18 protein-coding genes are annotated in these 26,543 nt (G+C 44.0%); 5 read left to right on the top strand and 13 right to left on the bottom strand.

Going from position 1 to position 26,543, the window contains the following annotated elements; all coding sequences use genetic code 11:
* Positions 1-83 precede the first annotated feature (83 nt).
* Both ACYX4N_RS10400 and ACYX4N_RS10395 read right to left on the bottom strand, forming a co-directional pair.
* Positions 84-1,325, bottom strand: coding sequence for a cystathionine gamma-synthase family protein (locus tag ACYX4N_RS10400; RefSeq protein ID WP_474856872.1), 1,242 nt, complete (start codon positions 1,323-1,325; stop codon positions 84-86).
* Between the two features lie 96 nt (positions 1,326-1,421).
* Positions 1,422-2,057, bottom strand: coding sequence for a 1-acyl-sn-glycerol-3-phosphate acyltransferase (locus tag ACYX4N_RS10395; protein ID WP_476053973.1), 636 nt, complete (start codon positions 2,055-2,057; stop codon positions 1,422-1,424).
* Positions 2,058-2,369: 312 nt separating this feature from the next.
* On the opposite strand from ACYX4N_RS10395, the gene ACYX4N_RS10390 reads away from it, so the two are divergent.
* From ACYX4N_RS10390 to ACYX4N_RS10380, 3 genes are all read left to right on the top strand, one after another.
* Entirely contained in the window at positions 2,370-3,152 is a 783-nt protein-coding gene (locus tag ACYX4N_RS10390) for an NRDE family protein (RefSeq protein WP_476053972.1), read from the top strand.
* A 147-nt stretch (positions 3,153-3,299) separates the two neighbouring features.
* Positions 3,300-4,490 carry an amino acid aminotransferase gene (locus tag ACYX4N_RS10385; RefSeq protein ID WP_476053971.1) on the top strand — a complete coding sequence of 397 codons (1,191 nt, stop codon included), beginning with the start codon at positions 3,300-3,302 and terminating at the stop codon, positions 4,488-4,490.
* 309 nt (positions 4,491-4,799) lie between these two features.
* Positions 4,800-6,965, top strand: coding sequence for a S46 family peptidase (locus ACYX4N_RS10380; RefSeq protein WP_476053970.1), 2,166 nt, complete (start codon positions 4,800-4,802; stop codon positions 6,963-6,965).
* 132 nt (positions 6,966-7,097) lie between these two features.
* Here ACYX4N_RS10380 and ACYX4N_RS10375 read toward each other — a convergent pair whose 3' ends face one another.
* The 7 genes from ACYX4N_RS10375 to ACYX4N_RS10345 all read right to left on the bottom strand — a co-directional run bounded on the left by ACYX4N_RS10375 (position 7,098) and on the right by ACYX4N_RS10345 (position 15,412).
* Entirely contained in the window at positions 7,098-8,210 is a 1,113-nt protein-coding gene (locus ACYX4N_RS10375) for an IS4 family transposase (RefSeq protein ID WP_476053969.1), read from the bottom strand.
* A 347-nt stretch (positions 8,211-8,557) separates the two neighbouring features.
* A complete protein-coding gene (locus ACYX4N_RS10370) occupies positions 8,558-9,139 on the bottom strand; it encodes a cohesin domain-containing protein (protein ID WP_474806415.1) in 582 nt (193 codons plus the stop codon).
* A 23-nt stretch (positions 9,140-9,162) separates the two neighbouring features.
* Entirely contained in the window at positions 9,163-11,040 is a 1,878-nt protein-coding gene (locus tag ACYX4N_RS10365; RefSeq protein ID WP_474806413.1) for a hypothetical protein, read from the bottom strand.
* Positions 11,041-11,368: 328 nt separating this feature from the next.
* Entirely contained in the window at positions 11,369-11,827 is a 459-nt protein-coding gene (locus tag ACYX4N_RS10360; RefSeq protein ID WP_474856877.1) for a YaiI/YqxD family protein, read from the bottom strand.
* 25 nt (positions 11,828-11,852) lie between these two features.
* Positions 11,853-12,614 (bottom strand): SDR family oxidoreductase, encoded by a 762-nt coding sequence (locus tag ACYX4N_RS10355; RefSeq protein WP_474856878.1) that lies wholly within the window; start codon positions 12,612-12,614, stop codon positions 11,853-11,855.
* 150 nt (positions 12,615-12,764) lie between these two features.
* Entirely contained in the window at positions 12,765-13,532 is a 768-nt protein-coding gene (locus ACYX4N_RS10350) for an SDR family NAD(P)-dependent oxidoreductase (protein ID WP_476053968.1), read from the bottom strand.
* Positions 13,533-13,609: 77 nt separating this feature from the next.
* Positions 13,610-15,412, bottom strand: a complete 1,803-nt coding sequence (locus ACYX4N_RS10345) for an acyl-CoA dehydrogenase (protein WP_476053967.1) — start codon at positions 15,410-15,412, stop codon at positions 13,610-13,612.
* 142 nt (positions 15,413-15,554) lie between these two features.
* Between ACYX4N_RS10345 and ACYX4N_RS10340 the strand changes: the two genes are divergently transcribed.
* Positions 15,555-16,544 (top strand): GlxA family transcriptional regulator, encoded by a 990-nt coding sequence (locus ACYX4N_RS10340; RefSeq protein WP_476053966.1) that lies wholly within the window; start codon positions 15,555-15,557, stop codon positions 16,542-16,544.
* Between the two features lie 259 nt (positions 16,545-16,803).
* Positions 16,804-19,050 carry a TonB-dependent receptor gene (locus ACYX4N_RS10335; protein ID WP_476053965.1) on the top strand — a complete coding sequence of 749 codons (2,247 nt, stop codon included), beginning with the start codon at positions 16,804-16,806 and terminating at the stop codon, positions 19,048-19,050.
* A gap of 94 nt (positions 19,051-19,144) precedes the next feature.
* Here ACYX4N_RS10335 and ACYX4N_RS10330 read toward each other — a convergent pair whose 3' ends face one another.
* The 4 genes from ACYX4N_RS10330 to ACYX4N_RS10315 form a co-directional block, all read right to left on the bottom strand.
* Entirely contained in the window at positions 19,145-19,501 is a 357-nt protein-coding gene (locus ACYX4N_RS10330) for a hypothetical protein (RefSeq protein ID WP_069944449.1), read from the bottom strand.
* A 153-nt stretch (positions 19,502-19,654) separates the two neighbouring features.
* Complete coding sequence (locus ACYX4N_RS10325) at positions 19,655-21,817, bottom strand: prolyl oligopeptidase family serine peptidase (protein ID WP_476053964.1); 2,163 nt, start codon at positions 21,815-21,817, stop codon at positions 19,655-19,657.
* A 48-nt stretch (positions 21,818-21,865) separates the two neighbouring features.
* Complete coding sequence (locus ACYX4N_RS10320; protein ID WP_476053963.1) at positions 21,866-25,000, bottom strand: efflux RND transporter permease subunit; 3,135 nt, start codon at positions 24,998-25,000, stop codon at positions 21,866-21,868.
* Positions 25,000-26,232: an efflux RND transporter periplasmic adaptor subunit gene (locus ACYX4N_RS10315; protein ID WP_476053962.1), complete on the bottom strand. Its 1,233-nt coding sequence runs from the start codon at positions 26,230-26,232 to the stop codon at positions 25,000-25,002. Before ACYX4N_RS10315 ends, ACYX4N_RS10320 begins: the two co-directional genes overlap by 1 nt.
* Between the last annotated feature and the right edge of the window lie 311 nt (positions 26,233-26,543).

Raw genomic sequence — 26,543 nt, 5'->3', positions numbered from 1 at the left:
TTAAGTATATTGAAGGCAATTAGTACAAAATAAAAAAGGGGCGAAAGCCCCTTTTTCTGTACTTTAACATAGCAAAACATTGTCTAAATCGTGTTTAGCGCTGCTTCGAAATCCGCAATAAGATCCTGAGTGTCTTCAATACCTACCGAAATACGTAGCATGGTATCGGAAATCCCCATAAGTTCACGTTCTTCTGCCGTGTTCTCGAAATAAATAGTAGGTGCTACAGGTAGTGCGAGGGTACGATTATCGCCTAAGTGTGTGGCGCAGATTACCAGCTCCATCTCGTTTAAAAACGCAACAGGGTCAGCACCATCAATTAGATCAAAACTCAAAATTGCACCGTAGCCACCGTTAAGGTATTCCCGTGCCATAAAATGCTGTGGATGGTCAGCAAGACCTGGATAAAACACTTTAGAGACTTTCGGGTGATTATCCAGAAAGGTTGCTAGCTGCATAGCATTGTGTTGGCTTCGAGATAAACGCAAATCTAAGGTTTCCATGCCTAAAGCGATAGCCGTGGCTGATTGAGGTGCCAATGTAGCGCCTAAATCACGAAGGCCTTTCTTTTTGATTTGAGTAATGCCCCACTGTGCTGTATCCGCAACCTGATAAGCAGGCTTGAGGTTGTCAAACTTTGTCCAGTCAAAGTTGCCAGTGTCGACTACTGCGCCGCCTAATACATTGCCGTGACCTGCTATATATTTGGTTAATGAGCAAAACACTAATGATGCCTTAACATCTTTTGCGTAGAAAACAGGTGGCGGCGTCATAGTGTTATCAACCATAAACAGCATTTGCTTTTCTTCACAGAATTGACCAATGGCATGAAGATCAGCAACCTGAGTTACAGGGTTTGCCACGGTTTCCGTGTAGACACCTTTTGTGTTTGGCTGATACGCCTCTTTAACTTGTTGAATGTCGGTCACATCAGTGTAAGTAACCTGCACACCGAAGTCTTTAATTGTTTCAAAAAAGCTTCTTGTGTTACCGAAAAGGTATTGGCTTACGATTAAATGATCGCCCGCCTTTAACAAGGCAAATAATGAGCTGCTTATGGCCGCCATACCGGTTGAGTAGCATAACGTACCTACACCGCCTTCTAAGTCATTTAGCATATTTTGTAATGCAGCCACCGAAGGCGAAGAAGAACGAGAATAGACGTGAGCTGCGCGCTTGCCTTGAAACGCATCTATGATGCCTTGCGCATCTTTAAACTCAAAAAGAACCGAATTGGATGTGCTGCTGTGAACACCACCATGTTCCGGGGTGTTTAGCATGCGATCAGAATGTACCTGACGGGTTGTGAATCCCAATTTTGTCACGGGTGAAGCTCCGAAAATAGATGTTTGCGACCTAGCCAATTACGCACCGGGTTAGTCTATTTATGACAGATGCGTACATACCACTTACAAAAATGGTTATGGCTTTATAATGCAGTTTTTAGGATATTTTGCGCAAACATTATCATAAAACGTATAAATAGTTTGCATTTGTTCATCTATATTAGTCACTTTCTGAATAATTGGCCCCAGTACAATTCTTTTTCTAGCGTAGTCCAAACCTATGACTTGAACAGGAATTTCAGCTTGTTGTGCAATATGCATAAACCCCATTTTCCATGGATAAATGGGGCTACGAGTACCTTCTGGCGCTAAGGCAAGAATAAGCTGATCAGCCTCTTTAATTTTATTTGCAATAGAGGTGACCACGCCGTGGGCTTTACTTCTTTCAATGGGAATGCCCCCTAGCCTTCTCACAATGGCTCCTAGTGGTGGCTTAAAGATGGTGTGTTTGCCAAAAAAATTAATGTTTAGCTTGAATGAAAACACCACGAATAAGCCAATAAAAAAGTCCCAGTTTGATGTATGCGGTGCTACCGCTAAAATGGCTTTTTTCTGATTAATGAGTTCGCCTTCTACTTGCCAGCCTTTTTTTGTAAGCACCCATGCGGCAAACGACGACAGCCAGTTTGGCCACTTACGAGGAATACTGCTCCCTACGACGACTTTACTGGCTAATTTAGAGTGGTTATTAGAATGCGAGGGTTTTGTCATTATAATTATGCTCTGCTTTTTGTTCTATATTGGGTTTTATTTAAGATTTGGTTTGGCTATTTATATATTGGTGAGCTATATCACATGGCATTATTGGCAGTTTGCTTTCAATACTTCATTTACCTTCGTGCTTTCTTTTTCTGTTTTGTACCCGCATATTCCTTTATTACGTAACACACTATACTGCACGTAACACATCATACTGCGCGTACATTAACGAAGAGTAATCAAAATAGAAATGTAACGCAATTGTTAACAGAAGCAATTCAGCTATGTGTGGTGGACAAGTTAAGAAAAGGACACTAGTACGCTATGTGTATTTTATTTATCGCAAATAAGATGCGAGATGACTACCCTCTTATCATTGCAGCGAATCGAGACGAGTTTTACGCAAGACCAACTGCACCTTCAACATTTTGGGAAAGCCACCCGCACTTGCTTGCGGGGCAGGATTTAGAAGCTGACGGCACTTGGATGGGTGTTACGCGTAACGGGCAAATTGCAGCGCTTACCAATGTGAGAGACCCACACAACATCAATAAAAATGCAGTATCCCGCGGGGCATTAGCTGCTAATTGGCTTAAACAAAACCCGGCCCAAAAAGATTATGACGAGCAGTCAGCATATTTAGCTACGCTTGAAGAAACTCGTCACCAGTACAACGGATATAACTTACTATTTGGTGATCTAAATGCACTTCGCGTTTACAACAACGTAAACAATTCGACCCATTCAATTGATACCGGTGTGTATGGGTTGTCAAATGCTGATATTGCAACACCATGGCCAAAAGTTACTCAAGGCGTTACTGCGTTAAATGACTATGTGCAGCAGCAAAGCACAATCAATGATGACGATTTATTTGATATTTTACGCCACGAAAATCAAGCAGAGGATGCCCTGCTACCCGACACGGGGATAGGTTATGAATGGGAAAAGGCGTTATCTTCCATTTTCATTCAAACCGAAAAATACGGCACGCGTACATCTACTCTGGTATTGGTTGATAAAAATAATACGCTCACTTGGAAGGAACGTCGGTTCTCAGACAAAGGAAAAGCATTGGAAACTCGTGCCTTTTCTTTTTCAATTTAAGGTATTTTTGAAATGAAACTTTCGTTTACGCTTTATAAAGCAAGTTAATTGAAATATTTTCAACCTTTAGGGGTCGTTTTTTCTACCATCGATGGCATAATGCCTGCCTGCTAATTATTGCACACCAACGTAACGTGAGGACATATCGTGTTTGAAGTATTACCCCATCTCGCCCCAGATCCAATTCTTGGCCTGTCAGCTGCTTTTCGTGAAGACACCAACCCAAATAAAATCGATTTAGGTGTTGGCGTATATAAAGATGAGCAAGGTAATACCCCTATTCTTTCAAGTGTCGCAAAAGCGCAAAAAGTGCTTTTAGACAAAGAATCTAGCAAAACCTACATTACGCCACAGGGCAACCAAGGTTTTATCGACGGTATGTTGTCTTTGCTTTTAGGTAAGAATAGCCCTGTACTTCTTGCTGACCGCGTTGCTGCGGTTCAAGCTCCAGGTGGTTGTGGCGCGCTGCGTATTCTTTCAGAGTTGCTAGTGCGTTGTAATGAAAATGGCAAAGTATGGGTAAGTGACCCAACATGGGCTAACCATATTCCACTTATCGGCTCTGCGGGCCTTAAAATTGAAACCTACCCGTACTTCGATAAAGCATCAGCGAGCATTCGTTTCGACGCTATGATGGAAACCCTTCGCAAAACTGAAAAAGGCGATATCGTTCTTCTTCACGGATGCTGTCACAACCCAACAGGTGCTGACCTTACTAATGCACAATGGGATGAAGTACTAGAAGTAGCGAAAGAGCGTGAATTCTTACCCTTCATCGATGTCGCTTACCTTGGTTTCGGTGAAGGTTTAGACGAAGATGCTTATGGCATGCGTTTGTTGGTCGAAAATCTTCCAGAAGTAATTGTAGCGGCGTCTTGCTCTAAAAACTTCGGTCTTTATCGTGAGCGTGTTGGTCTAGCAGCTATTATCACTGAAGATTCAGCAACCCGTAAAATTGCGCAGGGTCAAATTCAGTCAATCGCACGTGGCATCTACTCAATGCCGCCAAGCTACGGTGGTGCATTAGTAGACATTATTCTTGCTGACGAAGCACTGAACAACGAATGGGTATCTGAAGTGAACGAAATGCGCGATCGCATGAAATCACTACGTTCAATGCTTGTACAAAACCTTCACGATAATGGTTCACCAAAAGACTTTAGCTTCGTGAACGACCAGAAAGGTATGTTCTCATTCTTGTGTATCACACCAGAACAAGTACGCGAAGTACGTGAAAAGCATAGCGTTTACTTTGTAGATTCTAGCCGTGTAAACATTGCAGGCATCAACCAAGAAAACGTTGAAACACTAGCGAAAGCATTGGTATCAGTGCTTTAACTGAAAACTAGCGGTTTCAAAATTTCAAAAGGCAGAGTTTGATACTCTGCCTTTTTTGTTTTCGTTCGAATTATTCGCCTTTCCCTTCTCCTTTCGCCCTTGCTTCTTGTGCGACAAGTGTATTCATACATGCTTTCAATTGCAGTTAGTCACACTTCCTAACAAATTTACCTTGTGCTTTATATACTTTTTCATAGGGCATACATAACAATATCGTTACACTATAACGATGTTAACGTAGACGTTAACTTTGTATTTATTAATACTGACGTATCACAATGAGATTAACGACAAGAACAAGGATCACTGATGTCTAAAGTAAGTGTATTTTGTATTTCTGCCGCATTGCTAGGCAGTGCTATGCAGGTAGATGCTAAGGAAGGCATGTTCACCCCAGAACAGCTCCCCTCAATTGCAGGAGACTTAAAAGAAACCGGTTTGGCAATTCCTGCCAGCAGCATTAACGATTTAACTGCCTTTCCTATGGGCGCTATTGTTTCACTTGGTGGGTGTTCAGCATCCTTTGTGTCTGACAAAGGCTTAGCAGTAACAAATCATCACTGCGCACGCGGTTCAGTGCAATACAACAGCACCCCAGAAAACAACTACTTAAAAGACGGCTTTTTAGCGAAGGAAATTGGTGATGAACTACCCGCAGCACCGGGTACACGCATGTTCGTTACGGTCGATTTTTCTGACGTAACCGACAAAGTTATTGGCGGTATCGGTGATGATGTTCAAGGGCGTGAACGCTACGACCTTATTGAAACTAATCGCAAAGCGTTAATCGCAGAATGTGAATCTGAAGCAGGTTTCCGCTGCTCTGTTCCTTCGTTTTTCCAAGGCCTTGAGTATAAGCTTATTAAACAAATGGAAATACGTGACGTGCGTATTGCCTATGCGCCTGCTGACTCCATCGGTAAATACGGCGGTGACATTGATAACTGGATGTGGCCGCGTCACACTGGCGATTTCTCTTTCTATCGCGCTTACGTAGGTAAAGATGGGAAACCAGCTGATTACAGTGAAGACAACGTACCATTTAAGCCAGACCATTTCTTAAAAGTTTCAGCTGCTGGCCTTGAAGACGGCGACTTTGTAATGGCGGCGGGTTACCCGGGCTCAACCAATCGTTATGCCCGTTTGTCGCAAGTCTCTTACACATTTGATTGGTTATATCCAACCTACCTTGAACTGGTGGGTGAATGGATCAAAACCATTGAAAATGCGTCTGAAGAAGGCAGTGATGCGCGCATTAAGTATGAAGCAACGCTAGCGGGCTTAAACAACTTTCACAAAAACACCTTGGGGCAGCTTTCTGGCGCCAAACGTGTTGGACTCGTTCCCCGTCGCGCAGAACGTGAAGAGCAGCTGGCAGCATGGCTTGATAAAAACGGTAAGAGTGAAATGAAGCAAGCACTTGCCGATCTTGATGCGGTTAGCGCTAAACAAATGCAAATGAACAAGCAAAACTTCTGGTACAACAACCTAAGTCGCGCGCAGCTTTTATCCTCTGCCCAAAACCTCTATCGCAATGCTATTGAGAGAGAAAAGCCAGATGCCGAGCGTGAGCGTGGGTATCAAGAGCGCGACCAAATTCGCATTAAAGAAGGCGTAGAACGAATTGATCGCCGTTTTGATGCGGTTGTTGATCAAGCTGTGTGGCAAAAGATGATCAGCATGTACCTAGAGCAGCCTGAAGAAAACCGCGTTGCGGCTTTCGATAAAGCAGTAGGCATTGATGGTGACACTGACGGAAAAACGCTTCAGAAGAAGTTAAAAGCGTTTTACGACAATACTTCACTTACCAGCACTGAGGAACGTTTAAAATGGTTAACCGCAAGCCGTGCTGATTTTGAAAACAGCAATGACCCATTCATTAAGCTGGCAGTTGCACTTTTCGATACCGAAATGGCAATCGAAGATGAAAGCAAAACGCTAAGCGGTAAAGCTGCTGCACTTCGTCCTAAATACATGAGTGCTATTATTGAGTGGCAAAAATCTTTAGGCAGCCTTGCTTACCCAGATGCAAACAGCACGCTTCGTGTGACTTACGGTAATGTGATGGGCGGTTCGCCAAAAGATGGCCTTATCTACGAACCCTTCACTCGTCTTGAAGGCATTACGGAAAAAGATACCGGCGAAACACCGTTTGATTCACCGAAAAAGCAGCTTGAGCTTATTGAAGACAAGCAGTACGGTCCGTACAAACTTGAAGACATCAATAGCGTGCCGGTTAACTTCCTTACGGATTTAGATTCTACAGGTGGAAACTCAGGCTCTGCAACGCTTAACGCAAAAGCAGAACTAATCGGGTTGTTGTTTGACGGTACATTTGAAAGCGTTAACTCAGATTGGGACTTTGACCCGAAAACAACCCGTACCATCCATGTAGATAGCCGCTACATGCTATGGGTAATGGAATACGTTGACGGTGCAACAAACCTCATCGAAGAAATGACCATCGTAAAATAACCACTAAATAATGGGGTCAGAGTTTGAGGGATCCCCACGAATTTAATTCCATGTGCCTTCGGCCCAGGCAGCGTCTACTATGGAGCTGTACCATTTCAGTACAGCTTTCCACTGTCGCATAGTGAATAGTATTCAGCAAGCAACAGCTCTCATGCCGAGATAGTGGCATGACAGCACGCTTCTGGTTTCGGTATTTGCTTGGAAGCGCCGATGTTTATTCGAAGAGACGACCACCATACCCAATAAGATAACAACCAGTGACGCTAACGTAGTAAGTAATATCAGTATTGTTAGACGTTGCTTTTTCACGCTTTTATTCTGTTCATAGCCAAGCCCGAACTTGGTACTTTTCATGTCTCTAAAGCCTTCTTCAATCTGCATGCGCTGGCGATAAATAGCAACAACCTGTTTCGATAAACGTCGATGAGATTCTAGTGATGTCGCTAACAGCCACGGGTCTTTCGCGCCTTGCGCATGGACTTTCGAGCGCTTTGAAGCTTTGCGTGTACCATCTGGATTTGAAGCGTGGCGTCCTTTCGTTTTCTGTTTGAACAGGACTAACGTACAGGCAAAGGGGTTACCTCTCGCTATTTGGCTGTTATCAAAACGCTTTGCTCGACTGGTCGCTTGGGCATAAAGATGACGAATACACTGCCACGTATTGCCGCTGTCGAGTGAGTAAAAATGCGGTTTTCGAACCCGTCCGACAATATCCCAGCCTAACGCTAATACTTCCCTGAACCAGGGTGATTTATACCCTGCGTCGGTGACAATAATGGGTCGGCAATTTGAAGGTAACATGGCGTGTAACGTCTTTAAGAATGCCTTGTGGGTGGCGGGTTTCTCTTTGGTCTTGTTGCAGTGAACTTCTTGATAAAGTGTGATGGGTCTACCTTTTAAAGATATTTCCGCGCGCAAAAGGAAGTGCGCTTTGCGGTCGTCTAAATCTGACCAGTCAATTGAGATAACAGGGCGTGATGTGCCGCTGCAAAATAGTTGGCATATAGATGCATAGATAAACGGTGTTTCACTTAATAAATGCGAGTTTGAGAGCAAGCGGTCAGCACGTTTAATTCGATGTTTTTCATAGGCTTTAGTGCTAATTCCTCGACCTATGCTGGTTACGGTTGCCGCGCTTCCATTAAGCAGGCTGTTAACGCATGCCGTTATCGCATTTAGACGAGTATTATGCATATTGTAGCTGACAAGCGTAACGACTTTGTTCACAATAGATAGGGCATTCATGACTGTTTGGCCTCGGTGAAGTTTGGCGATTGATCTGATCACCAAACGTCATGAATGTTCCTATCTTTTTTTATCTCACTGATATCGTTATATTATTTGTGGGGATACCTCAGGGTCAGAGTACTTTTCTGCCCCCCCTCTTATTAAACACTAAATTAACTCTAACCCCATTAATTTTGGGGCAGAGTACTTTTCTGCCTCATCTCTTCTTCTACGCTAAATCAACTCTGACCCCAATTTTTGGCTACGTACTAGCGCTATTGAAACTAAGTGGTTGACCTCTAGTTTAAAGCTATTAAAAAAGGCAAGCTCAATAGCTTGCCCTTTTGTCAGCAGTTTGAACTCGACTAACTTTTCATTTTTTTCCTACGATAGGCCAAAAATGACAAAGCAATTAAACAAAGCGCGATATGAGAAGGCTCATTCACAAGATTTGGAGAACTCACTCTAATGTTGGCAGAGTTGAAGCTGACATCGGTTATCTCCTGTCCATTTTCATCACCCAATATTACGTTTTGAAGACTGACTAACGTTTCACCAAACCCTGTGGATACAAAGTTCACGGTAAACAATAAGAAATCATTGAGCTGAAATGCTAATAAATCACTCGGAAACTCTAAAGACGACTCTAATACTGCTTGTGTCCCACTATTTACAGAGAAGGTATCTTGGAAACTGAATCCCAAACCACTTCCAAACGTAATGCTGTTAAACGTTACGATATTTGGGTCAAACAAGAGTTCTAGATCAAAAGCACCAAGAGCCTGTGTATCACTTAAATCTGAAACAAAAACATCAACACTGACTGACTGGAAGATCCCGACTTCTTGAGAGCTTGGCGATAACGTTATCAACACTGCGTTGGCTGAAGTTGCAAAAAGTGTGGATAATACAAACACGCAGTTCACGATTTTTGATTTTAAATTCATTATCTAATTCCTTCTAAAATTTATTAAAGAACTGTGCAGCGATTTTGAGTGCATTGAATGGAGCATTGCCTAAAGTCGAGGATGTTTATGACTCCGTTTCCGTCGTTGTCTCTAGGATCCCCTGGTAATGCAGGCATATTTCTGGCCGCTCTTATAAGAAGCAGATCGTCCATATCTACATTTTCATCACCATCCACATCACACGCCATTGGTTCTTCATCATCAAAGGAAATGTCTAACAAACAAATGTTACCAGCACCATCTTGCCCCTCTAAAGTCGCAGAAGCGGGAAGCTGAGGGTCAATAACATTGACACTTACACTAACGGTGTCAGCACCTGGCGCAAAGCTTTGTACGGATACATTAACGTTGTCGCTCGATAAGGTGTTTACGAAAAAAACACCGGTGTCTGCGTCAAGCACGCCATTGTTATTTAAATCCTCTCCTGCATCCAAAACACCGTTTCCATTTACATCTTCGTCGTTTTCAAAATCGCTGACTGAACCAGTCGCACTTTCTAAACCTACACTTGCAGAACATGTTGGTGGGAATGGGTCACCTTGAGCATTGATAAATTCAAACAACGCACCACCCGGATAAATATAGGAGTCGAAGTTATTAAATCCCTCAATAGTTATACCGTGTGGATTCAATGAGGAAGTCGTGTGAGTTCCTTGCGTAAGCTCCACGATTGCTGATGAAAAAGGAATATCTGGAAATGGCGTAAAGCTTTCAGCAGGAACTGGAACACCGTCTAACAACAACGTGCCAACGTCGTCGTTTGCCGCGATAATCGTAATAAAGTTTTGTACAAACTGTGACTCGCCAACCGTTGAGAATGTATAGTCTGTCAAATACTGCTCAGAAGGAATCATGTTACCCATTGCTGGATCACCTAGAGTTGCTCCTGAACTACTTTGACCTGTCATGTATTGAGTTACAAAAATAGGCTTGTCAGCGGTAAACGAAAGATTACCTGTTAATGAAGACGTTTCAATGAACTCTCCCGTATTAATTGTCCCTTGAAAGATGCTGTTGATTGAAACTGAAGTGTTATCTTCAGATGCTACAATTCGGTATATCGTTCCATTAGGACGATTTGGAAGTCCTGTTGCAGAAGCAGAAAGCCCCCAAGATTGAACCGGCTGGGCCACCTCATAGATGTGATCACAAGCGCTTACACCTGTAGGAACATTTGTGCACCCGTTTCCATTTACCATGCCGATAGGTTTAGTGGCCTCAACCAAAGTACCAGTAAGAGACCCTGATGGACCAGAAGTAGCAGTAGAGCGACCAAAGTACACCTCACCTCTATTTAGAGAAACCTGAAACGGCACGCCCGCAACGTGTCCTATCATATTGTTGCTGGGTGTTATCGTTACGAGCGTGTCATCTTGAGAGGCATAAATAGCGAGCTGCGCTCCTCTCGCTGCAGAATTGTAGGTCGAAGCAATGTACCGAGTATTCATCGTATCAACAGGTAAGCCCAAAGCCGCATCAGATGACGCAGTGCGCCTGTTCACCGTATACACCACGAACTCATTCTCTGCAAATGCATGTATCGCGTTATTCTGCACGCTATCCACAACAACCGTTGATATAGCGTCGATTGGAATCTGTACTACTGTCACGCTTCCCGGCGATACTGTTTCAACGGTTGTAAATGTAGGACTGTTCAGAGGGTAATTTAATGTGACGTCTGTCGTGAACTCACTTGTTAAGTGTATTTCAACAGAGCCGGAGTTATCAAAGTTAGGAGTAAACGCCAAGATAAACTCAGTACCTTTGTTATCTACCTGTTGTGCACTCGCCAAATGAGTGGACAATAGGGAAGTAGCAATAAAGAGTAGAGCAATAAATTTACAATACTTTTGGGGCTTTAATTGTTTTGAATAACACATATTTCATTATCCTTAATTACTTAATGTATTTATTTTGATTTGACGTGAGGACTGCTTCCTACATCATTCAACAACCTAAATACTTCACGACTTCTGAAATATGGTGTTACCTCACAAAATGCCCTGCAGCATGATGCATGCCACAAAACATTTTTCAAACATAGTCAGATAGTTATATATGAGGAGAGCAGGCAAGATAATGAAGTGTAAAATTTTTGGACGCATTTTGTACAAATATTTATAGCCAGACTTCGTCATCCAACTAAAAAAATGGGGTCAGAGTACTTTTCATTCTGCAAAAAAGTACTCTGACCCCAATATTTATCCATTATTTTAGGTTGCGGAGGCCTTGGGTTAGGAGGCGGTCTAGCGCATTGGCAAAGTTTTGTTTGTCGCGTTGTGAAAACGCTTTCGGCCCGCCGGTGTGTTCGCCGCTTGAACGCATGGTGTCCATGAAGTCTCGCATACCTAAAATCTGCTTGATAGACGACTTGTCGTATTCTTCACCACGGTTATTCACTGCTAACGCATTTTTTGCCAATACGTCAGCGGCCAATGGAATGTCGTTGGTAATCACTAAATCACCGGCTTCGCACTTTTCTACAATGTAATCGTCAGCAGCATCGAAGCCAGAAGGCACTTGCGTTAAGGTTATATGCTTGTCTGGTGGTACAGACATAGAATGGTTAGCCACCAAAGACAAAGGCAGCTTGGTACGTCTGGCTGCCTTAAAAAGAATGTCTTTGATAACTGCAGGGCACGCGTCTGCGTCAACCCATATATGCATGGTCGTCTCTCGTATTTGAAACTATTTACGCTAGCATACCACCATCTACAACCACTGTCGTGCCTGTGGTGTAGCTTGATGCATCTGATACTAGGTACAATACAGTGCCCGCCATTTCATCTGGGTCGGCTACGCGGCCCAGCGGAATAACTTTCAGCGCGTGCTTCAAAATTTGCTCGTTGGTTGTTAACGCTGACGCAAACTTGGTGTCGGTCAAACCTGGCAGTAATGCGTTAACACGAATGTTTAAACTACCGCACTCTTTAGCGAATGACTTAGTCATACTGATAACTGCCGCTTTAGTAATAGAGTAGATACCCTGCATGTCGCCCGGCGTTACGCCATTTACTGAAGCGGTGTTGAGTATGACGCCACCACCCTGCTCTTTCATCATTTTGCCTGCTTCAATCGACATGAAGAAGTAGCCACGAATGTTCACATCTACGGTTTTGTTATAAGCGCCTAAGTCAGTATCTAAAATATGTCCAAAATAAGGGTTTGCCGCCGCGTTGTTTACCAGAATATCCAGCTTGCCGAAATCACGTTTAATGACATCAAATGCTTCGGTAATTTGCTCCATTTCACCTACGTGACAAGCCAGCGCTGTGGCTTTACCACCTGCGTCGCGAATTGAAGAAGCAACTGCTTCACAGCCGTCAATTTTGCGGCTTGATACAATAACGTGGGCGCCATACTGAGCCAGCAACCGCGCAATAGATTCGCCGATACCGCGACTAGCACCTGTAACCAGTGCAACTTTTCCTGTTAAATCAAATAGGTTGTTCATCAAACATTCCTTCTCTTGCCATTTTTACGCAAACTACGTATCTCAGTGTCCTATCTACGATAGCTGCATTTGTCGTGTAATAAGTCTTTTAAAGGCTTTAAAAATACGCCCCCCAAAAGCTTATCGTTTTATCTTCATCACACTTGGCGCTTATGCCAACATACCGCCGTCAAGTACCACAGACTGCCCCGTCATAAATGACGATTCATCACTACACAGCCATGCAATAGCATTTGCAATTTCTTCAGGCTTACCCAAGCGTTTCATTGGGTTGGCTGCAATTAACCCTTTTTGACCGCGTTCATCTAATTTAGATAAAACGCCTTGAACCATAGGCGTATCAACAAAACTCGGGCATACCGCGTTGATACGAATATTCGCTCGCGCGTATTCCACCGCTGCCGATTTAGTCAGCCCTATTACCCCGTGTTTAGACGCACTATAAGCACTTATCATTGGCGCTGAGCGTAGCCCTGCTACAGAAGCGATATTGATTATATGACCGCCACCTGTAGTGGTCATATGCTTCAGCGCGTTTTTCATGCAATACCAAACGCCTGCCAAGTTAACCTGAATGTTTTTCATAAACATAGCGTCGTCGACTTCGGTAAGTGGCGCAGGAAAATGATCGATACCCGCGTTGTTTATGATCACATCTATCTTTTCAAGATGAGAAAGGGCCGTTTCGAACATCGCCTTGACCTGAGCAGGGTCGGTAACATCAACCGCCACTGCATAGGCTTTACCACCTGATGCAATAATTTCTTCAGCCAGTGTTTTGGCGTTCTCTTCGTTTAGATCGGCAATACCTACTATTGCACCACGTGCACTTAAAACGCGAGCTGACGCGGCACCGATCCCCGAGCCACCACCAGTAATAAGGATATGTTTACCTTCAACATTTGCAGCTACATTCATTAGCTGTACTCCAGTTTGATTTACGTGCGCTGCATCTTCTTCTACAATGTCTTAAGCGCACATAGTAATGATTAAAATTAGAAATAGCTTGCCTTAACGTTGTTGCAAGATGCTTCTCGTGACGTCAGTACTTCTATATCGCGGCTTACTAGCGGTAGTTCCCAATTTAAAAAATACTCTGCTGCGGCAAGTTTTCCTTCGTAGAAGTCAACATCCTGATCGCCTGCACCCTTACTTAACGCTTGCTCGGCAACGTTAGCTTGGCGCAGCCAAATCCAACTCACTACACAGCTTGAAAATATGTTTAAGAAGCAGCTTGCGTTGGTTAACAACACAGACTGTTTGTCAGAACGCAAATCTGCAGCAGCTTGTTGTATAAGTGCGCCAAGCTGGTCTAAATAAGGTTTTAATTTTGCTGCCAGCGCCTGTGCTCTTGAGGTTTCTGCTCGCTTCATATCGCGCGTGACACGAGAAAGTAGCACTTGCAAACCTTTACCATCGTGCTGCCACAATTTTCTTCCTAGCAGGTCTAACGCCTGAATACCGTTGGTGCCTTCGTGAATTGGGTTTAGGCGGTTATCGCGCCAGCATTGCTCAACCGGGTATTCGCGGGTGTAGCCAGCGCCGCCTAAAATCTGAATCGCCAAGTCGTTAGCTTTAGGGCCAAACTCTGACGGCCACGCCTTAAATACAGGGGTTAAAAGGTCAAGAAGCTGAGAAAGCTCGGTACGTTTTTCACTGTCGGCTTCGGTTTCCATCTCATCGATGAGCATGCTGCCGTATAAGCAAAGAGACATACCGCCTTCACAATATGCTTTTTGCGCTAGCAACATACGTCGCACGTCACCGTGATTGATAATGGGCGTTGGGTCGTCTTCGGGGGCTAAATTAGGGGCGGCGCGACCTTGTGTACGGTCTTTAGCATATTCTAGTGAATAGCGATAACCGCGATACCCAATCATTGCCGCACCGTAGCCCACACCAATGCGCGCTTCGTTCATCATCATGAACATATAGCGCAAGCCTTGATGGGCTTCTCCGATTAAGTAGCCGTGGCAATCGCCATTTTCACCAAAGGTCAATGCAGTTGAAGTGGTGCCTCGATAACCCATTTTATGAATAAGGCCGGCAAGAGTGACATCATTGCGTACATCTGGGTTACCGTCAGCATCAAGTCGGTATTTAGGTACGGCAAATAGTGAAATGCCTTTAACACCTGCAGGACCGCCAGGAATTTTTGCTAGTACCAAATGAACTATATTATCGGAAAGCTCATGTTCACCGCCTGAGATATAAATTTTGCTACCTTTAATGCGGTACGTACCATCGTCTTGCAGCCTCGCAGAGGTGCGAATGTCAGCAAGGGACGAACCCGCATGAGGCTCAGTAAGCGCCATCGTTCCGGTAAAATCACCCGCTAGCATTTTAGGTAGAAACGCGCTTTTGATATCGTCTGAGGCAAAGTGTTTAATTACGTTGGCGGCAGCCGCAGTTAAAAAAGGATATGCAGTAGACGACGGATTTGCCGCTAAGAAATAGCCCGCACAGGCGTTCATCACGGTGACGGGAAGCTGCATACCACCATCTTCAAAATCGAAGTGACCCGCAATAAAGCCTGATTCCCTGTACGTATCAAAGGCGACTTTCACTTCGTCGATCATAGATACTTTGGTGCCATCAAACGTAGGCTCATTTTTGTCAGCTACTGCGTTATGGGGAAGAAAGAGCTCTTCTGCCATTTTTTCGGCCATGTCAATAACGGCATTGAAGGTCTCAACGTTGTGCTCTTCAAAGCGTGCTTTTTCGCACAGTGCTGCAGTATTTAATACTTCGTACAGCTGAAATTGCATTTCACGGCGTGGTATAAGTTGGTCGGCCATGGTGTTCTGTCCCCTACGAATAATTGTTAACGCATTGTGTCATATTCGTTATCATGTCATTATTGTCATTTATGACACAATAATGGCCAATACCGCCAACAATCACTGTGTTTTATTTTCTTTTATAAATTTAATTATTTTTATGAATAACACTAAATTCACTGTTACCGTTCTTGGTTTCGATCAAGCTTTGGCATCTGCCATTACTGGCGCACTTGATGTGTTTGCTTTTGCTGGTATTAGTTGGCAGCGAATTCACAATTTGCCCACTGCACCACAATTTAAAGTGCAACTGGCGAGTCATCACGGGCAATCTATTCTGTGCTCTAATCAAGTTGTGCTACAGCCCAATATTGCTATTGAAGATGTATCTCACACCGATGTTTTGCTTATTCCAACTATCGGTGGCGATATTGATGAGGTACTGAATGATACACAGCCGCTGCTGGTTCATATAAAGCGCCTTCAAAAAATGGGAGCGGATATAGCAGCTAATTGCACGGGTAACTTTTTATTAGCGCTGACAGGTTTACTTAACAATAAAACCGCAACGACTCATTGGGGTTATGCTGATAAATTCGAAGCCATGTTTCCAAGTGTAAATCTGCAGCCAGAAAAAATGGTGACAGAGGACGACACCGTCTATTGCGCGGGCGGCGGTATGGCATGGATTGACCTGTCTATCCTTTTAATAGAGCGCTACTGTGGCCATCAAATTGCCAGCGATACTGCAAAGTCTCATGTGTTAGATGTGTCGAGAACAAGCCAAACAGTGTATGCAAGCAGTCGCCAACGGCGCTTTCACACCGACAAAGATATTAAAGCGGTTCAGTCGTTTTTGGAAAGAAATCTACAGAACAAATGTAAGCTAAGCGACTTGGCACACCAACATAACATGACTGAGCGCACGCTTATTCGCCGCTTTAAGAACGCGTGCGACACAACGCCTGGCCAGTATTTACAGTCACTGCGTATTGAACACGCAAGGAAACTCCTCGAAACGTCCAGCATGCCGCTAGAGCAATTGATCAATTCGGTAGGCTATGAAGACCTGAGTTCTTTCACTCGGTTGTTTAAAAAGAATACGGGGCTGTCGCCTTCTCAATATCGAACAAAGTTCAAGCGCGCGTGAGGACGCCTAAATCGCTTTGCAAACAAGCACCAAAAAATGTCATTTTCCCTAATGATTGCTCTAAGACCGTGCATCACACCTTTTAGGCCATATTAGCAGTACCTAATATTGTGCACTTTCGACTAACTCACACCTTTTTTGCACAAATATGAAGTTTTTAATTAAAAGTTTGTGTAAAATGCAACGCCAAGCATAGATTGTTAATTTTTGTGCTAAAAACACTACAAAAGTATAATTTTAAAATCATCTTGGTGGAAACATGAGAACACACAAAATCGCCACGCTAGCGTTAGCTGTTAGTGCAGCGTTCAGCTCTTCAGTTCTTGCACAAGAGGCCGCATCGACAGAAAAAAAAGAAGCCTCACTTGAACAGATTACCGTAACTGCGCAAAAGCGTACTCAATCAATACAGGAAGTACCTATTTCTGTTGCGACGTTAAGCGGTGAAAAATTCGAAAGCCTTTTCTCAGGCGGTGAAGATATTCTTGCTTTAGCGGTTCGCGTACCGGGTCTTTATGCTGAGTCATCAAATGGTCGTGTTGCACCGCGTTTTTATATTCGTGGTCTAGGTAACACCGACTTCGACCTTGCTGCATCACAACCTGTTTCTATTATCATGGACGAAGTGGTAATGGAAAACGTGGTACTTAAAAGCTTCCCGCTTTTCGACGTTCAGCAAGTTGAAGTACTTCGTGGCCCACAAGGTACACTATTTGGTCGTAACACCACTGCTGGTATCATCAAATTTGATACAGTAAAACCAACCCAAGACGTTGAAGGTTACGCGAAAGCAGGCTTCGGTTCATACGGTACAATGAACTTTGAAGGCGCTATTAGCGGCGGTCTTACTGACGAACTTTCTGCCCGTCTTTCTGTATTGTCACAAGAGCGTGATGATTACATCGACAACGCAGCAACAGGTCAAAACGACGCATTAGGCGGCTTCGACGAAAAAGCATGGCGCTTACAGCTTCTTTGGGAGCCATCAGCGGACTTCTCTGCACTTCTCAACGTACACGGCCGCGACTTAGACGGTACTGCTTCAATTTTCCGTGGAAACGTTTTTAATAAAGGCAGCAATGACCTTAACGATAGCTACGACCGCGAAACGGTAAGCTACGACGGCGATCTAGAAGGTAACGGTACAGATAACAACCCACAGTCTTACGAAGGTTTAGGTGCATCACTTAAACTAGAATACGACATGGACGATGTAACCTTTACTTCAATCTCTGCAATCGAAACCGCTGAAGGTTCAAGTCTTGGCGACATCGACGGCGACGCGATTGCTTCACAAAACTTTGTAACTCAAGATAACCTTGACGATCTAGAGCAGTACACGCAAGAATTTCGTTTAGCAAGTAACACCAGCGACCCAATGAACTGGCAAGTAGGTGCTTTCTATTACGATGCATCGTTCAACGTAACCAGCATCGACGGTTTCTTTGGCGCGACTACGGTATTCCATGAAAACCAAACATGGGCGGTATTCGGTCAGTCATCTTACCAAGTTAACGACAAGCTAAACGTTACTGGTGGTATCCGTTACACTCACGACAAGAAATCTCTTGTTGTTGGCGAACAAAACGTTGACGGGTTTGCCGTTGTTCTAGGTATTGCATCTGTTCAAGATTATGACGATATCAATGTAGATGACGGCCAAACAAGCTTTGAACTAAGTGCAAACTACCGTGTAACTGACGACATGTCTGTTTTTGCTCGCTATGCTAATGGTTTCAGAGCGCAAACTATCCAAGGTCGTGACGTGGCATTTGAAGGCGCACCTTCAGTTGCAGACGCAGAAACTATCAACTCTTTTGAAGTAGGTGTTAAATCTGACCTGTTCGACGATACGCTACGTCTAAACGCTGCTGCGTTCTACTATACTGTTGACGACATGCAATTCTCAGCTATTGGTGGCGGTAACAACTTTACTGCACTAGTAAACGCTGATGAAGGTGAAGCTTACGGTTTTGAAGTAGACGCTCAGTGGCTAGCGACTGATGAATTAACTTTCACTGCTGGCTACAGCTATAACCACACTGAGATCAAAGATGACTCTCTAACGGTTGCACCTTGTGGTACTAGCGCTGCAAGCGGCTTTACTGGTTACTGTACTGTTACTGACGAACGCCCAGATGGTTTCAACGCAATTATAGACGGAAACCCTTTCCCTCAAGCGCCTGAGTCAATCTTTAACTTCACAGCACGTTACACCATCCCTATGGGCGATGACGGTGAATTCTTCGTGTTTACTGATTGGGCGTTCCAAGGTGAAACCAACATCTTCCTATATGAAGCGGTTGAGTTTACTACAGACGACAATTTCGAAGGCGGTCTACGCATTGGTTATGAGAACTTTGCGCACAACTACACGGTAGCGCTATTCGGTCGTAACATTACAGACGAAGACAACGTTAAAGGTGCAATCGACTTTGCAAACTTAACGGGTATTGTAAACGAACCTCGTATTTGGGGTGTTGAGTTTAAGTACACATATTACTAAGAAAAGTTAAGTAGCTACTCTCTTCCAATGTAGCTACCTATCTATTTAGTAGAAAAGCGGTGACGTTTAGAAACGTTACCGCTTTTTTTATCTGTTACGCCGCCATATGAATATCAGACGTAGGCATTTGTACTAGCTGCTGTAATTTTCTGCACACTTCCACCCAGCGGGCAACTTTCTGGTAGTAGACCTGCTCAATTAACTGCCCTTTTTCATTAAACAAAAAGCTCGCTAATTTCCCCTTATTACCCGGCATATAAAAGTGATGCACGGTAAATTGATGAGACAAAGGGGCATGTACCACCTTTTGATACATACAGAAAGGCAACCCATTTGCGCGCTCGTCGCCCCCAGTCAAGCGGCTACGGCGTTGAAACGTGTCTGATCCGAATTCTGCCATAATGCCGTGTTTTGAAATAAGCTGATCAACCGCTTTAATGCCTGTTTGCATAACTATCTCCTAAACGTTGCGCTTTTTAGCGAACCAAGATAAGACTCAAAATAAACCATACTGATATTTATACAGTATATGTCCATTTGTTTAAAATGCAAACAAAAAAGCCGCTTATTAAAGCGGCTTCTATTTAGTAGCAGTATATATGCGCTAGTCGAGAGCGGATTCCAAAAAGGCCCACTGGTCGGCATACCCTTCTATTTGCATCCACGTTGGCGTACCTGCGCCGTGACCCGCACGAGTTTCTACACGAAGAAGTACTGGGTTATCACATCCTTGATCTGCCTGTAATTGCGCCGCGAACTTATAGCTATGCCACGGTACTACTCTGTCGTCGTGATCACCTGTTGTTACCAATGTGGCCGGATAGCACGTGCCAGGTTGAGTATTGTGAAGTGGCGAATAAGCATAAAGCGCTTCAAATTCGTCTTTGTTTTCACTTAACCCGTAATCAGAAGACCATGCTCGCGCATTTGCACTTGGCGTGTGGTAGCGAAGCATATCTAACACGCCCACTGCTGGTAGTGCTGCAGAAAAGAGGTCAGGTCGCTGGGTTAGTGTTGCGCCCACAAGTAACCCGCCGTTAGATCCACCTTGAATACCCATTTTGTCTGGGTTGGTATAGCCACTTTCAACTAAATACTCACCTGCCGCAATAAAGTCATCAAAAACGTTTTGCTTATCTAACTTAGTACCAGCTTTGTGCCACTGCTGTCCATATTCACCACCACCTCGTAAGTTTGCGATAGCCAGCACGTTGCCCTGCTCTACCCAAACCATGCGTGACACTGAATATCGTGGAAGTAATGAAATATTAAAACCACCATACCCGTACAGTAACGTTTTATTATTTCCATCTAGCTTCAAGCCTTTCTTGTGCACAATAAACATGGGAACTTTAGTGCCGTCTTTACTGGTATAAAACACCTGCTTGGTTTCATAGTCGTCGTAGTTAATACCCGTGTTGATAGTTTTAAATAGTGATGACTCACCACTTTCAACGTCATAGGCATAGACCTGACCCGGGTTAGTAAACCCAGTAAGTTTATAAAAAGTGGTACCTGCATTTTTACCGCCATAGAAACCGCTCACGCTCCCGATATCGGAAAACGCAATCTCATCGACTTTTTTGCCACTTAAATCAAATACACTCACCTGCCCTTTAACGTCTTTTAGATACTGAGCAAAAAGCTTTTCACCTAAAAGTGACACGCTGGACAAGGTATCAGGTGTACTTTCAATTACGGTTTCGGTTGCTTTAACGCCACCATCGAAATCAACCTTAATAACCTTACCTGTTGGCGCGCCTGCAGTAGACTTAAAAAATAGCGCATCTTTGTGTTCGCCAATTAGATCGTATCGCCCATCCCATTGGTCGAAAACGGCAACAAGCTCACTGTTTTCTTTTTCAAGAGATTTAGCGTAGACACCGTTAGCCTGGTACCCCTCGAAAACGGATATAAGCAAAGTATTTCCGTCTTGCACAACTGATGGGTACGGGTTCCAAGTGGGTTTATTTTCAAATGCAAAGACCTTTTTATCTGCACTTTGCTCTGTACCTATCGCGTGAAAATAGATAGATACGGTTTGGCTATCATCGTATTTACCCGCCTCATTTTTTGGGTAACGAGAATAGAAAAAACCACTTTCATCGGGAAGCCATGCAATATTTGAAAACTTAATGCCTTCAATGGTATCGGTTAAGTCTGTTTTACTGTTGGTGTTACGAACGTGGATGGTCTTCCAGTCGGTGCCGCCGTCTGACAGCATATAGGCAAGATAAGACGCTTTAGGGCTGAGTTCAGTCGACGCCATTGACACGGTGCCGTCGTCACTCAACGTATTCGGATCAATAAGTACTTCAGGTTCACCGTTCACGCCGTCGGCCATATAAAGTACATACTGATTTTGTAGGCCGTCGTTATAAGAATAAAACAACTTGCCGTTCACCATATAAGGTGTCGAATACTTTTCATAATCCCACAGCGCGGTTAAACGCTCTTTATAAAGCTCTCTAGAGGGTAAATTCGCTAGATAAGGACGAGCCAAAGTGTTTTGCGAATCGACCCAAGCTTTAACTTCTTCGCTCTTTTCGTCTTCTAACCAACGATAGGGGTCGCTTACCATAGTGCCGTGATAGTTATCTTGTTGCGCAACGGTTTTGGTTGATGGATAGCCATGAACTTTCGGCATAGCAAGGCTTTGGGTTTTATTTTCAACCAATTTAGTATCGGCGGTATTTGAACTTGTGCAGGCAAAAGTTAAGCCTGCAGATGCTGCAACCACCGCAGCGTATATTAGCTTTTTCTTCATGTTTTATTCCTTAAAAGAAAAATGCCGGTGTTACCCGGCATTATCTATTTAGCTTTCTGTCGTAAGTTCTGCGTGTTTTCGACCTTTAAACACATTTTTAATGTCGTTTAAAATTAAGTACAGTGCAGGAACAAGTAGCAAGGTGATCACTGTGGCAAATAAAATACCGAAAGCCAGAGAAACCGCCATTGGAATAACAACCTGAGCCTGTAGGCTGCGTTCAAATACTATCGGCATAAGACCCATAAAGGTTGTTAGTGACGTCAAGATGATAGCTCTAAAACGCTGCGTACCAGCGCTAATAGCCGCATCCATAAGCGACATGCCTTCTTTACGCGCGCGATTCACAAAGTCAACCATAATCAAGCTATCGTTCACCACAACACCCGACAAAGCGATGATGCCGCAGACAGACAAAACGCTTACCGCCATGCCCAATACCAAATGACCGACTATGGCGCCCACAATACCAAAAGGGATCACCGACATGATAATCAAGGGTTGGCTGTAAGATTTAAGCGGTATAGCGAGTAAGGCATAAATAGCAAATAACGCAAACAAGAGCCCCTGCATTAAACTAAACATAGCATCAGCCTGCTCCTTTGAATTTCCTTGAAGCTGAAACTCAACATTTGGGTAGCGCGCCAGTAAGTCTGGCATCAAGTTTTCAATGACATCGTTAGTCACTTCTGATGGGTCAAGCAATGCTTTATCCACGACACCCGTTACGGTGACTGAACGTTTTCCATCTACACGAATGATTGAATCGAACCCTTGCCCTACGGTGAATGTAGCCACCTGCTCGAACGGGATCTCTTGACCACTTGGCGCACGAATACGCATATTTTCAAGGTGCTCTATAGAGCTACGTTCCGCTTTCGGGTAGCGCACCATAACTTTTATTTCTTCATCGTCGCGCTGAATACGCTGCACTTCTGCACCGTAAAAACCAAAGCGAACTTGCTGACCTAAATCGCGAAGCGAAATGCCTAACGCATCGGCCTGAGGTTTCAGCGCTAGCTGAATTTCTTCGCTACCGCCAGAGAAAGTATCATTGATATCGGTAACGCCCTCGTACTTATCTAAAGCTTCTTTTATATCGTCACTAATAGCGCGCAATGCTTTAATATCGCTGGAGCTAAATTCAAAGCTAAGGTCAGCACCGCCGCCAGGACCGCCCGGAGAGCTAATATTAAATGACTTCACGCCAGGGATTTCAGGGACCTCTTGACGCCACATATCCTGAATCTCAAAGTCTGTAAGCGTGCGGGTTTCACCTTTCGTAAGCTCAGCAAATATTTCACCACCTAAGTTACCATTGTCAAAAGCAATCGCGTGCTTAATGACATTTTCGCCCGACTCTTCTGCGACCTTGTCATCCATGCGGTGCATAGCTTCGCGAAGTGTAGTGAGTACCTTGTCTCGCTGCTCTAATGACGAACCGGCCTCTAATTCAAAGCTGGCCATCATGAAGTCACTTGGAATATTCGGGAAGAATACAAAGCGCACGATGCCACCACCGAATAGCCCCACGGTAAGGATCAGCATCGCCAAAAACACGGCCACTGTCGTATAGCGATTACGTATTGCTTTTGCTAAAAACGGCGCGTACTTATTATTAATAAATGTCTTTATTCCTTCACTGAAGAAGTCTCGGAACTTTTGGAACGCGTTGGCTTTTTCCGGATCATAAGGCTTGAGCTTCATGTGCACTAAGTGCGCCGGCAGGATTAACTTCGATTCAATAAGCGAGAAAATAAGACAAACAATAACCACCATACCGATGGTTTTCCAAATTATGCCGAACGGCCCAGATACCATAAGCATGGGTGAAAAAGCGGCAATGGTGGTTAAGACACCAAAAGTTGCCGGCATAGCAACTTTTTTAACGCCCGCAATAACGTTATCAGCACTGTGCCCTTTTTTGTCTATTTCTGAATAAGCTGATTCACCCATGATAATTGCGTCATCTACCACAATCCCTAGTACAAGAATGAATGCGAACAGGCTCAGCATGTTGATGGAAACACCAACCATATCTAACGGCATTACCAGCAAGGTGCCAAGGAAGCAGACCGGCAAGCCAACAATAACCCAGAATGCGAGCTTAATTTTCAAAAACAAAGAAAGAACTAAAAATACCAGCAGCGCACCGAAGAACATGTTCTCAAGCATCATGTTAAGTCGGTCGGCTAGATAGAATGAGCTATCGCCCCACGTATCCGCAGTAATATGCGCAGGAAACTCAGATTTTTTACTGTCAACGTAATTATTAACCTGCTCAGAGATCTCTAGGGCATTTTGATCGCCTACAGCCTGCACGCGCAAGCTAACCGCTGGTTTATCATCAAACAGCGCGTATTGATTGTTTTCAATAAAGCCATCGTTGATATAGGCAACATCACCCAGAGTAACGCGGGTACCGTTTGAATTTGTAACTAATACTATCTGGGAGAAGTCCCAACCGGTATAAGCCTGCCCTTTTGTTCTTAGCAGTATGTCACCATTTTCGGTGCGGATTGAACCACCTGGTAAGTCGACACTGGTTTGGCTTAAACGCGCCACCACATCAGCAAACGTCAGGTTGTACTTTTGCAAATCAACTTCAGAAAGTTCTACAGAAATTTCATAATCTCTTGCACCTACAACCTGAACACTTGATATACCCGGCAAGTTAGCAATGTCGTCGCGTAAGTCTTTAGCAAACTCTTTTAACTCTCTTTCAGATGCGTCTCCGTAAACCGATAGCCATATCACATCCTGTTGAATTTTTTGACGATAAATAACGGGCTTTTCAGTATCTGCAGGAAAACTTGGAATGGCATCAACTTGAACCTTTACTTCATCAAGTAGAGACTGAACATCGTAGTCTTCCTCAACTTGAATACTTACCGTACCCATGCCTTCTACGGCCGTTGAGTTTAGCTGTTTGATGCCTTCTAAATCTTTTATGGCCTCTTCAATTTTAAGAAGCACACCTTCTTCTACTTCCTGAGGTGCAGCACCTAAATAAGGTACGCGGACGCTGATAACATCTATTTCAAAGCTTGGGAATACCTGCTTTTGTATACTGAACGCACTGAACAGCCCGCCAACGATAAGCAAGATCATTAATAAGTTTGCCGCTACATTATTACGCGCAAACCAAGCAATTAAGCCTTTGTTGGTATCGATGCGACTCATTAGTTGTCACCTTCCGATGATTCGCTTTCCACGATGTCTGCGCTATCGGTAGTGTCTGCTTCCGCTGTGTCAGCAAGTACCGGCTCGTCACCTGGCAGGCGTACTTTCATGCCGTCGTATGGGTTTGGCACCGCACTGGTTACTACCAAACTACCTTCCGCAATACCTGAGCGAATAAACACATCTTTTGCTGTAGTACGGGCTACTTCGACGGGTTTAATTTCAATTTCGCGATTGTCGTTCACCGTCAGCACGGTGTTGTCTAAACGCAAAATGCTGCGAGGTAATACTAAAAGTTCTTCGTCTTGACGTGAGGTAATTTCTGCTTCAACAAATTGCCCAAAACGCAGTGGGGCTTTGTGTGAAGACTTCAAGTTATAAGGGTCTTTCACTTCGACAATGGCGTACACTACTCTGCTACCTGTATCCAAGATGCCCTCTGAACGCACCAGCGAACCTTCCCACGTAGTTTTCACACCGCCAACCGAGGCTGTTAAGGATACTGGCGCACCATCGCTTGACTGCCCCGCAACATTAATAAACATCAAATCGCTGTCGGTAATAGGTAACCTAACTTCAGCGGTATCGGTGGAGTAAATGGTGCCAAGTACAGAACCCATCGCCACAAACTGACCAAGGTCTATATTTCTTTCAACCACAATTCCATTGTACGGCGCAGTAATTTGGGTTCTTGCTAGGTTGCGTTTAGCGCGCTCTAATTTAGCTTCTGCCGCTTTTACATTAGCCTGTTCTTTTGCCAATTGAGGCTTTCTTAAGCCTAACTCGGGCGGCGCTACGCTGCTTACCGAACGCCATTCTTGCTCGGCCACTTTACCGCGAGCTATTTCTTCTTGAAGTGCCGCTTGCGCCTGTGCTAATTCAGCTTCAGCTAGTTTGAGGTCTGTGCGGTAATCATCTTGTTCTAACGTGGCAAGTACATCGCCTTTTTTAAAAGTTCCACCAGCAACAAAAACTTTCGACAGGCTTATAACCTGACCACTGACCTGTGCACTTAACGATGTTTTATTTTGTGGCACCACATTGCCTTGAGATTTAACAACAAAATTTACGGGTTCTGCTGTTACTTCCTTAGCGTCAACAAGAAAAGCGGGGATTTCCACGGGCACCTGCTCTGGCGGCTTACGTGACTTGATCATAACCGTCGCGGCGATAAAGGCGACTAGCACGATGACTAATGGAAGACCACTTTTCATTAACATGGAGTTTTTCATTTACTATCCCTGGAAGAGAAGGCATCCGAGTTAGTGAAGTTTAAACAGTAAATTACTGCGCTAATCACTTACCACCTGATTACCCACTAAATTCTATTATTATTGTTTCAACACTAGTGTACTGATTTTGCGTTTTGTATGCTCAGTTAAGATTGTTAAATTTTGTGTCTGATTATTGTTTTTAATATACACGCAAAAATCTGAAGCCCTAATATAGAAAATTCTTAAAAGAATACAAAGTAAGATTGATAATTATCAGGTTTTCGTTGATTATTTAAGCACTCATTGATTATGAGTTAACCGACGGCTGT

This window comes from Alteromonas sp. ABH4_452, assembly GCF_056311825.1.
Note: the sequence above shows the minus strand (reverse complement) of the source record. Positions and strands in the feature narration are given on the sequence as shown.

Excerpts from the sequence above, each read along its gene's own strand:
- ACYX4N_RS10375 (WP_476053969.1), bottom strand. The coding sequence starts at position 8,210 with ATGAATGCCCTATCTATTGTGAACAAAGTCGTTACGCTTGTCAGCTAC.
- ACYX4N_RS10365 (WP_474806413.1), bottom strand. The coding sequence starts at position 11,040 with ATGTGTTATTCAAAACAATTAAAGCCCCAAAAGTATTGTAAATTTATT.
- ACYX4N_RS10315 (WP_476053962.1), bottom strand. The coding sequence starts at position 26,232 with ATGAAAAACTCCATGTTAATGAAAAGTGGTCTTCCATTAGTCATCGTG.
- ACYX4N_RS10360 (WP_474856877.1), bottom strand. The coding sequence starts at position 11,827 with ATGCATATATGGGTTGACGCAGACGCGTGCCCTGCAGTTATCAAAGAC.
- ACYX4N_RS10395 (WP_476053973.1), bottom strand. The coding sequence starts at position 2,057 with ATGACAAAACCCTCGCATTCTAATAACCACTCTAAATTAGCCAGTAAA.
- ACYX4N_RS10330 (WP_069944449.1), bottom strand. The coding sequence starts at position 19,501 with ATGCAAACAGGCATTAAAGCGGTTGATCAGCTTATTTCAAAACACGGC.
- ACYX4N_RS10380 (WP_476053970.1), top strand. The coding sequence starts at position 4,800 with ATGTCTAAAGTAAGTGTATTTTGTATTTCTGCCGCATTGCTAGGCAGT.
- ACYX4N_RS10325 (WP_476053964.1), bottom strand. The coding sequence starts at position 21,817 with ATGAAGAAAAAGCTAATATACGCTGCGGTGGTTGCAGCATCTGCAGGC.
- ACYX4N_RS10355 (WP_474856878.1), bottom strand. The coding sequence starts at position 12,614 with ATGAACAACCTATTTGATTTAACAGGAAAAGTTGCACTGGTTACAGGT.
- ACYX4N_RS10340 (WP_476053966.1), top strand. The coding sequence starts at position 15,555 with ATGAATAACACTAAATTCACTGTTACCGTTCTTGGTTTCGATCAAGCT.
- ACYX4N_RS10370 (WP_474806415.1), bottom strand. The coding sequence starts at position 9,139 with ATGAATTTAAAATCAAAAATCGTGAACTGCGTGTTTGTATTATCCACA.
- ACYX4N_RS10335 (WP_476053965.1), top strand. The coding sequence starts at position 16,804 with ATGAGAACACACAAAATCGCCACGCTAGCGTTAGCTGTTAGTGCAGCG.
- ACYX4N_RS10390 (WP_476053972.1), top strand. The coding sequence starts at position 2,370 with ATGTGTATTTTATTTATCGCAAATAAGATGCGAGATGACTACCCTCTT.
- ACYX4N_RS10350 (WP_476053968.1), bottom strand. The coding sequence starts at position 13,532 with ATGAATGTAGCTGCAAATGTTGAAGGTAAACATATCCTTATTACTGGT.
- ACYX4N_RS10345 (WP_476053967.1), bottom strand. The coding sequence starts at position 15,412 with ATGGCCGACCAACTTATACCACGCCGTGAAATGCAATTTCAGCTGTAC.
- ACYX4N_RS10320 (WP_476053963.1), bottom strand. The coding sequence starts at position 25,000 with ATGAGTCGCATCGATACCAACAAAGGCTTAATTGCTTGGTTTGCGCGT.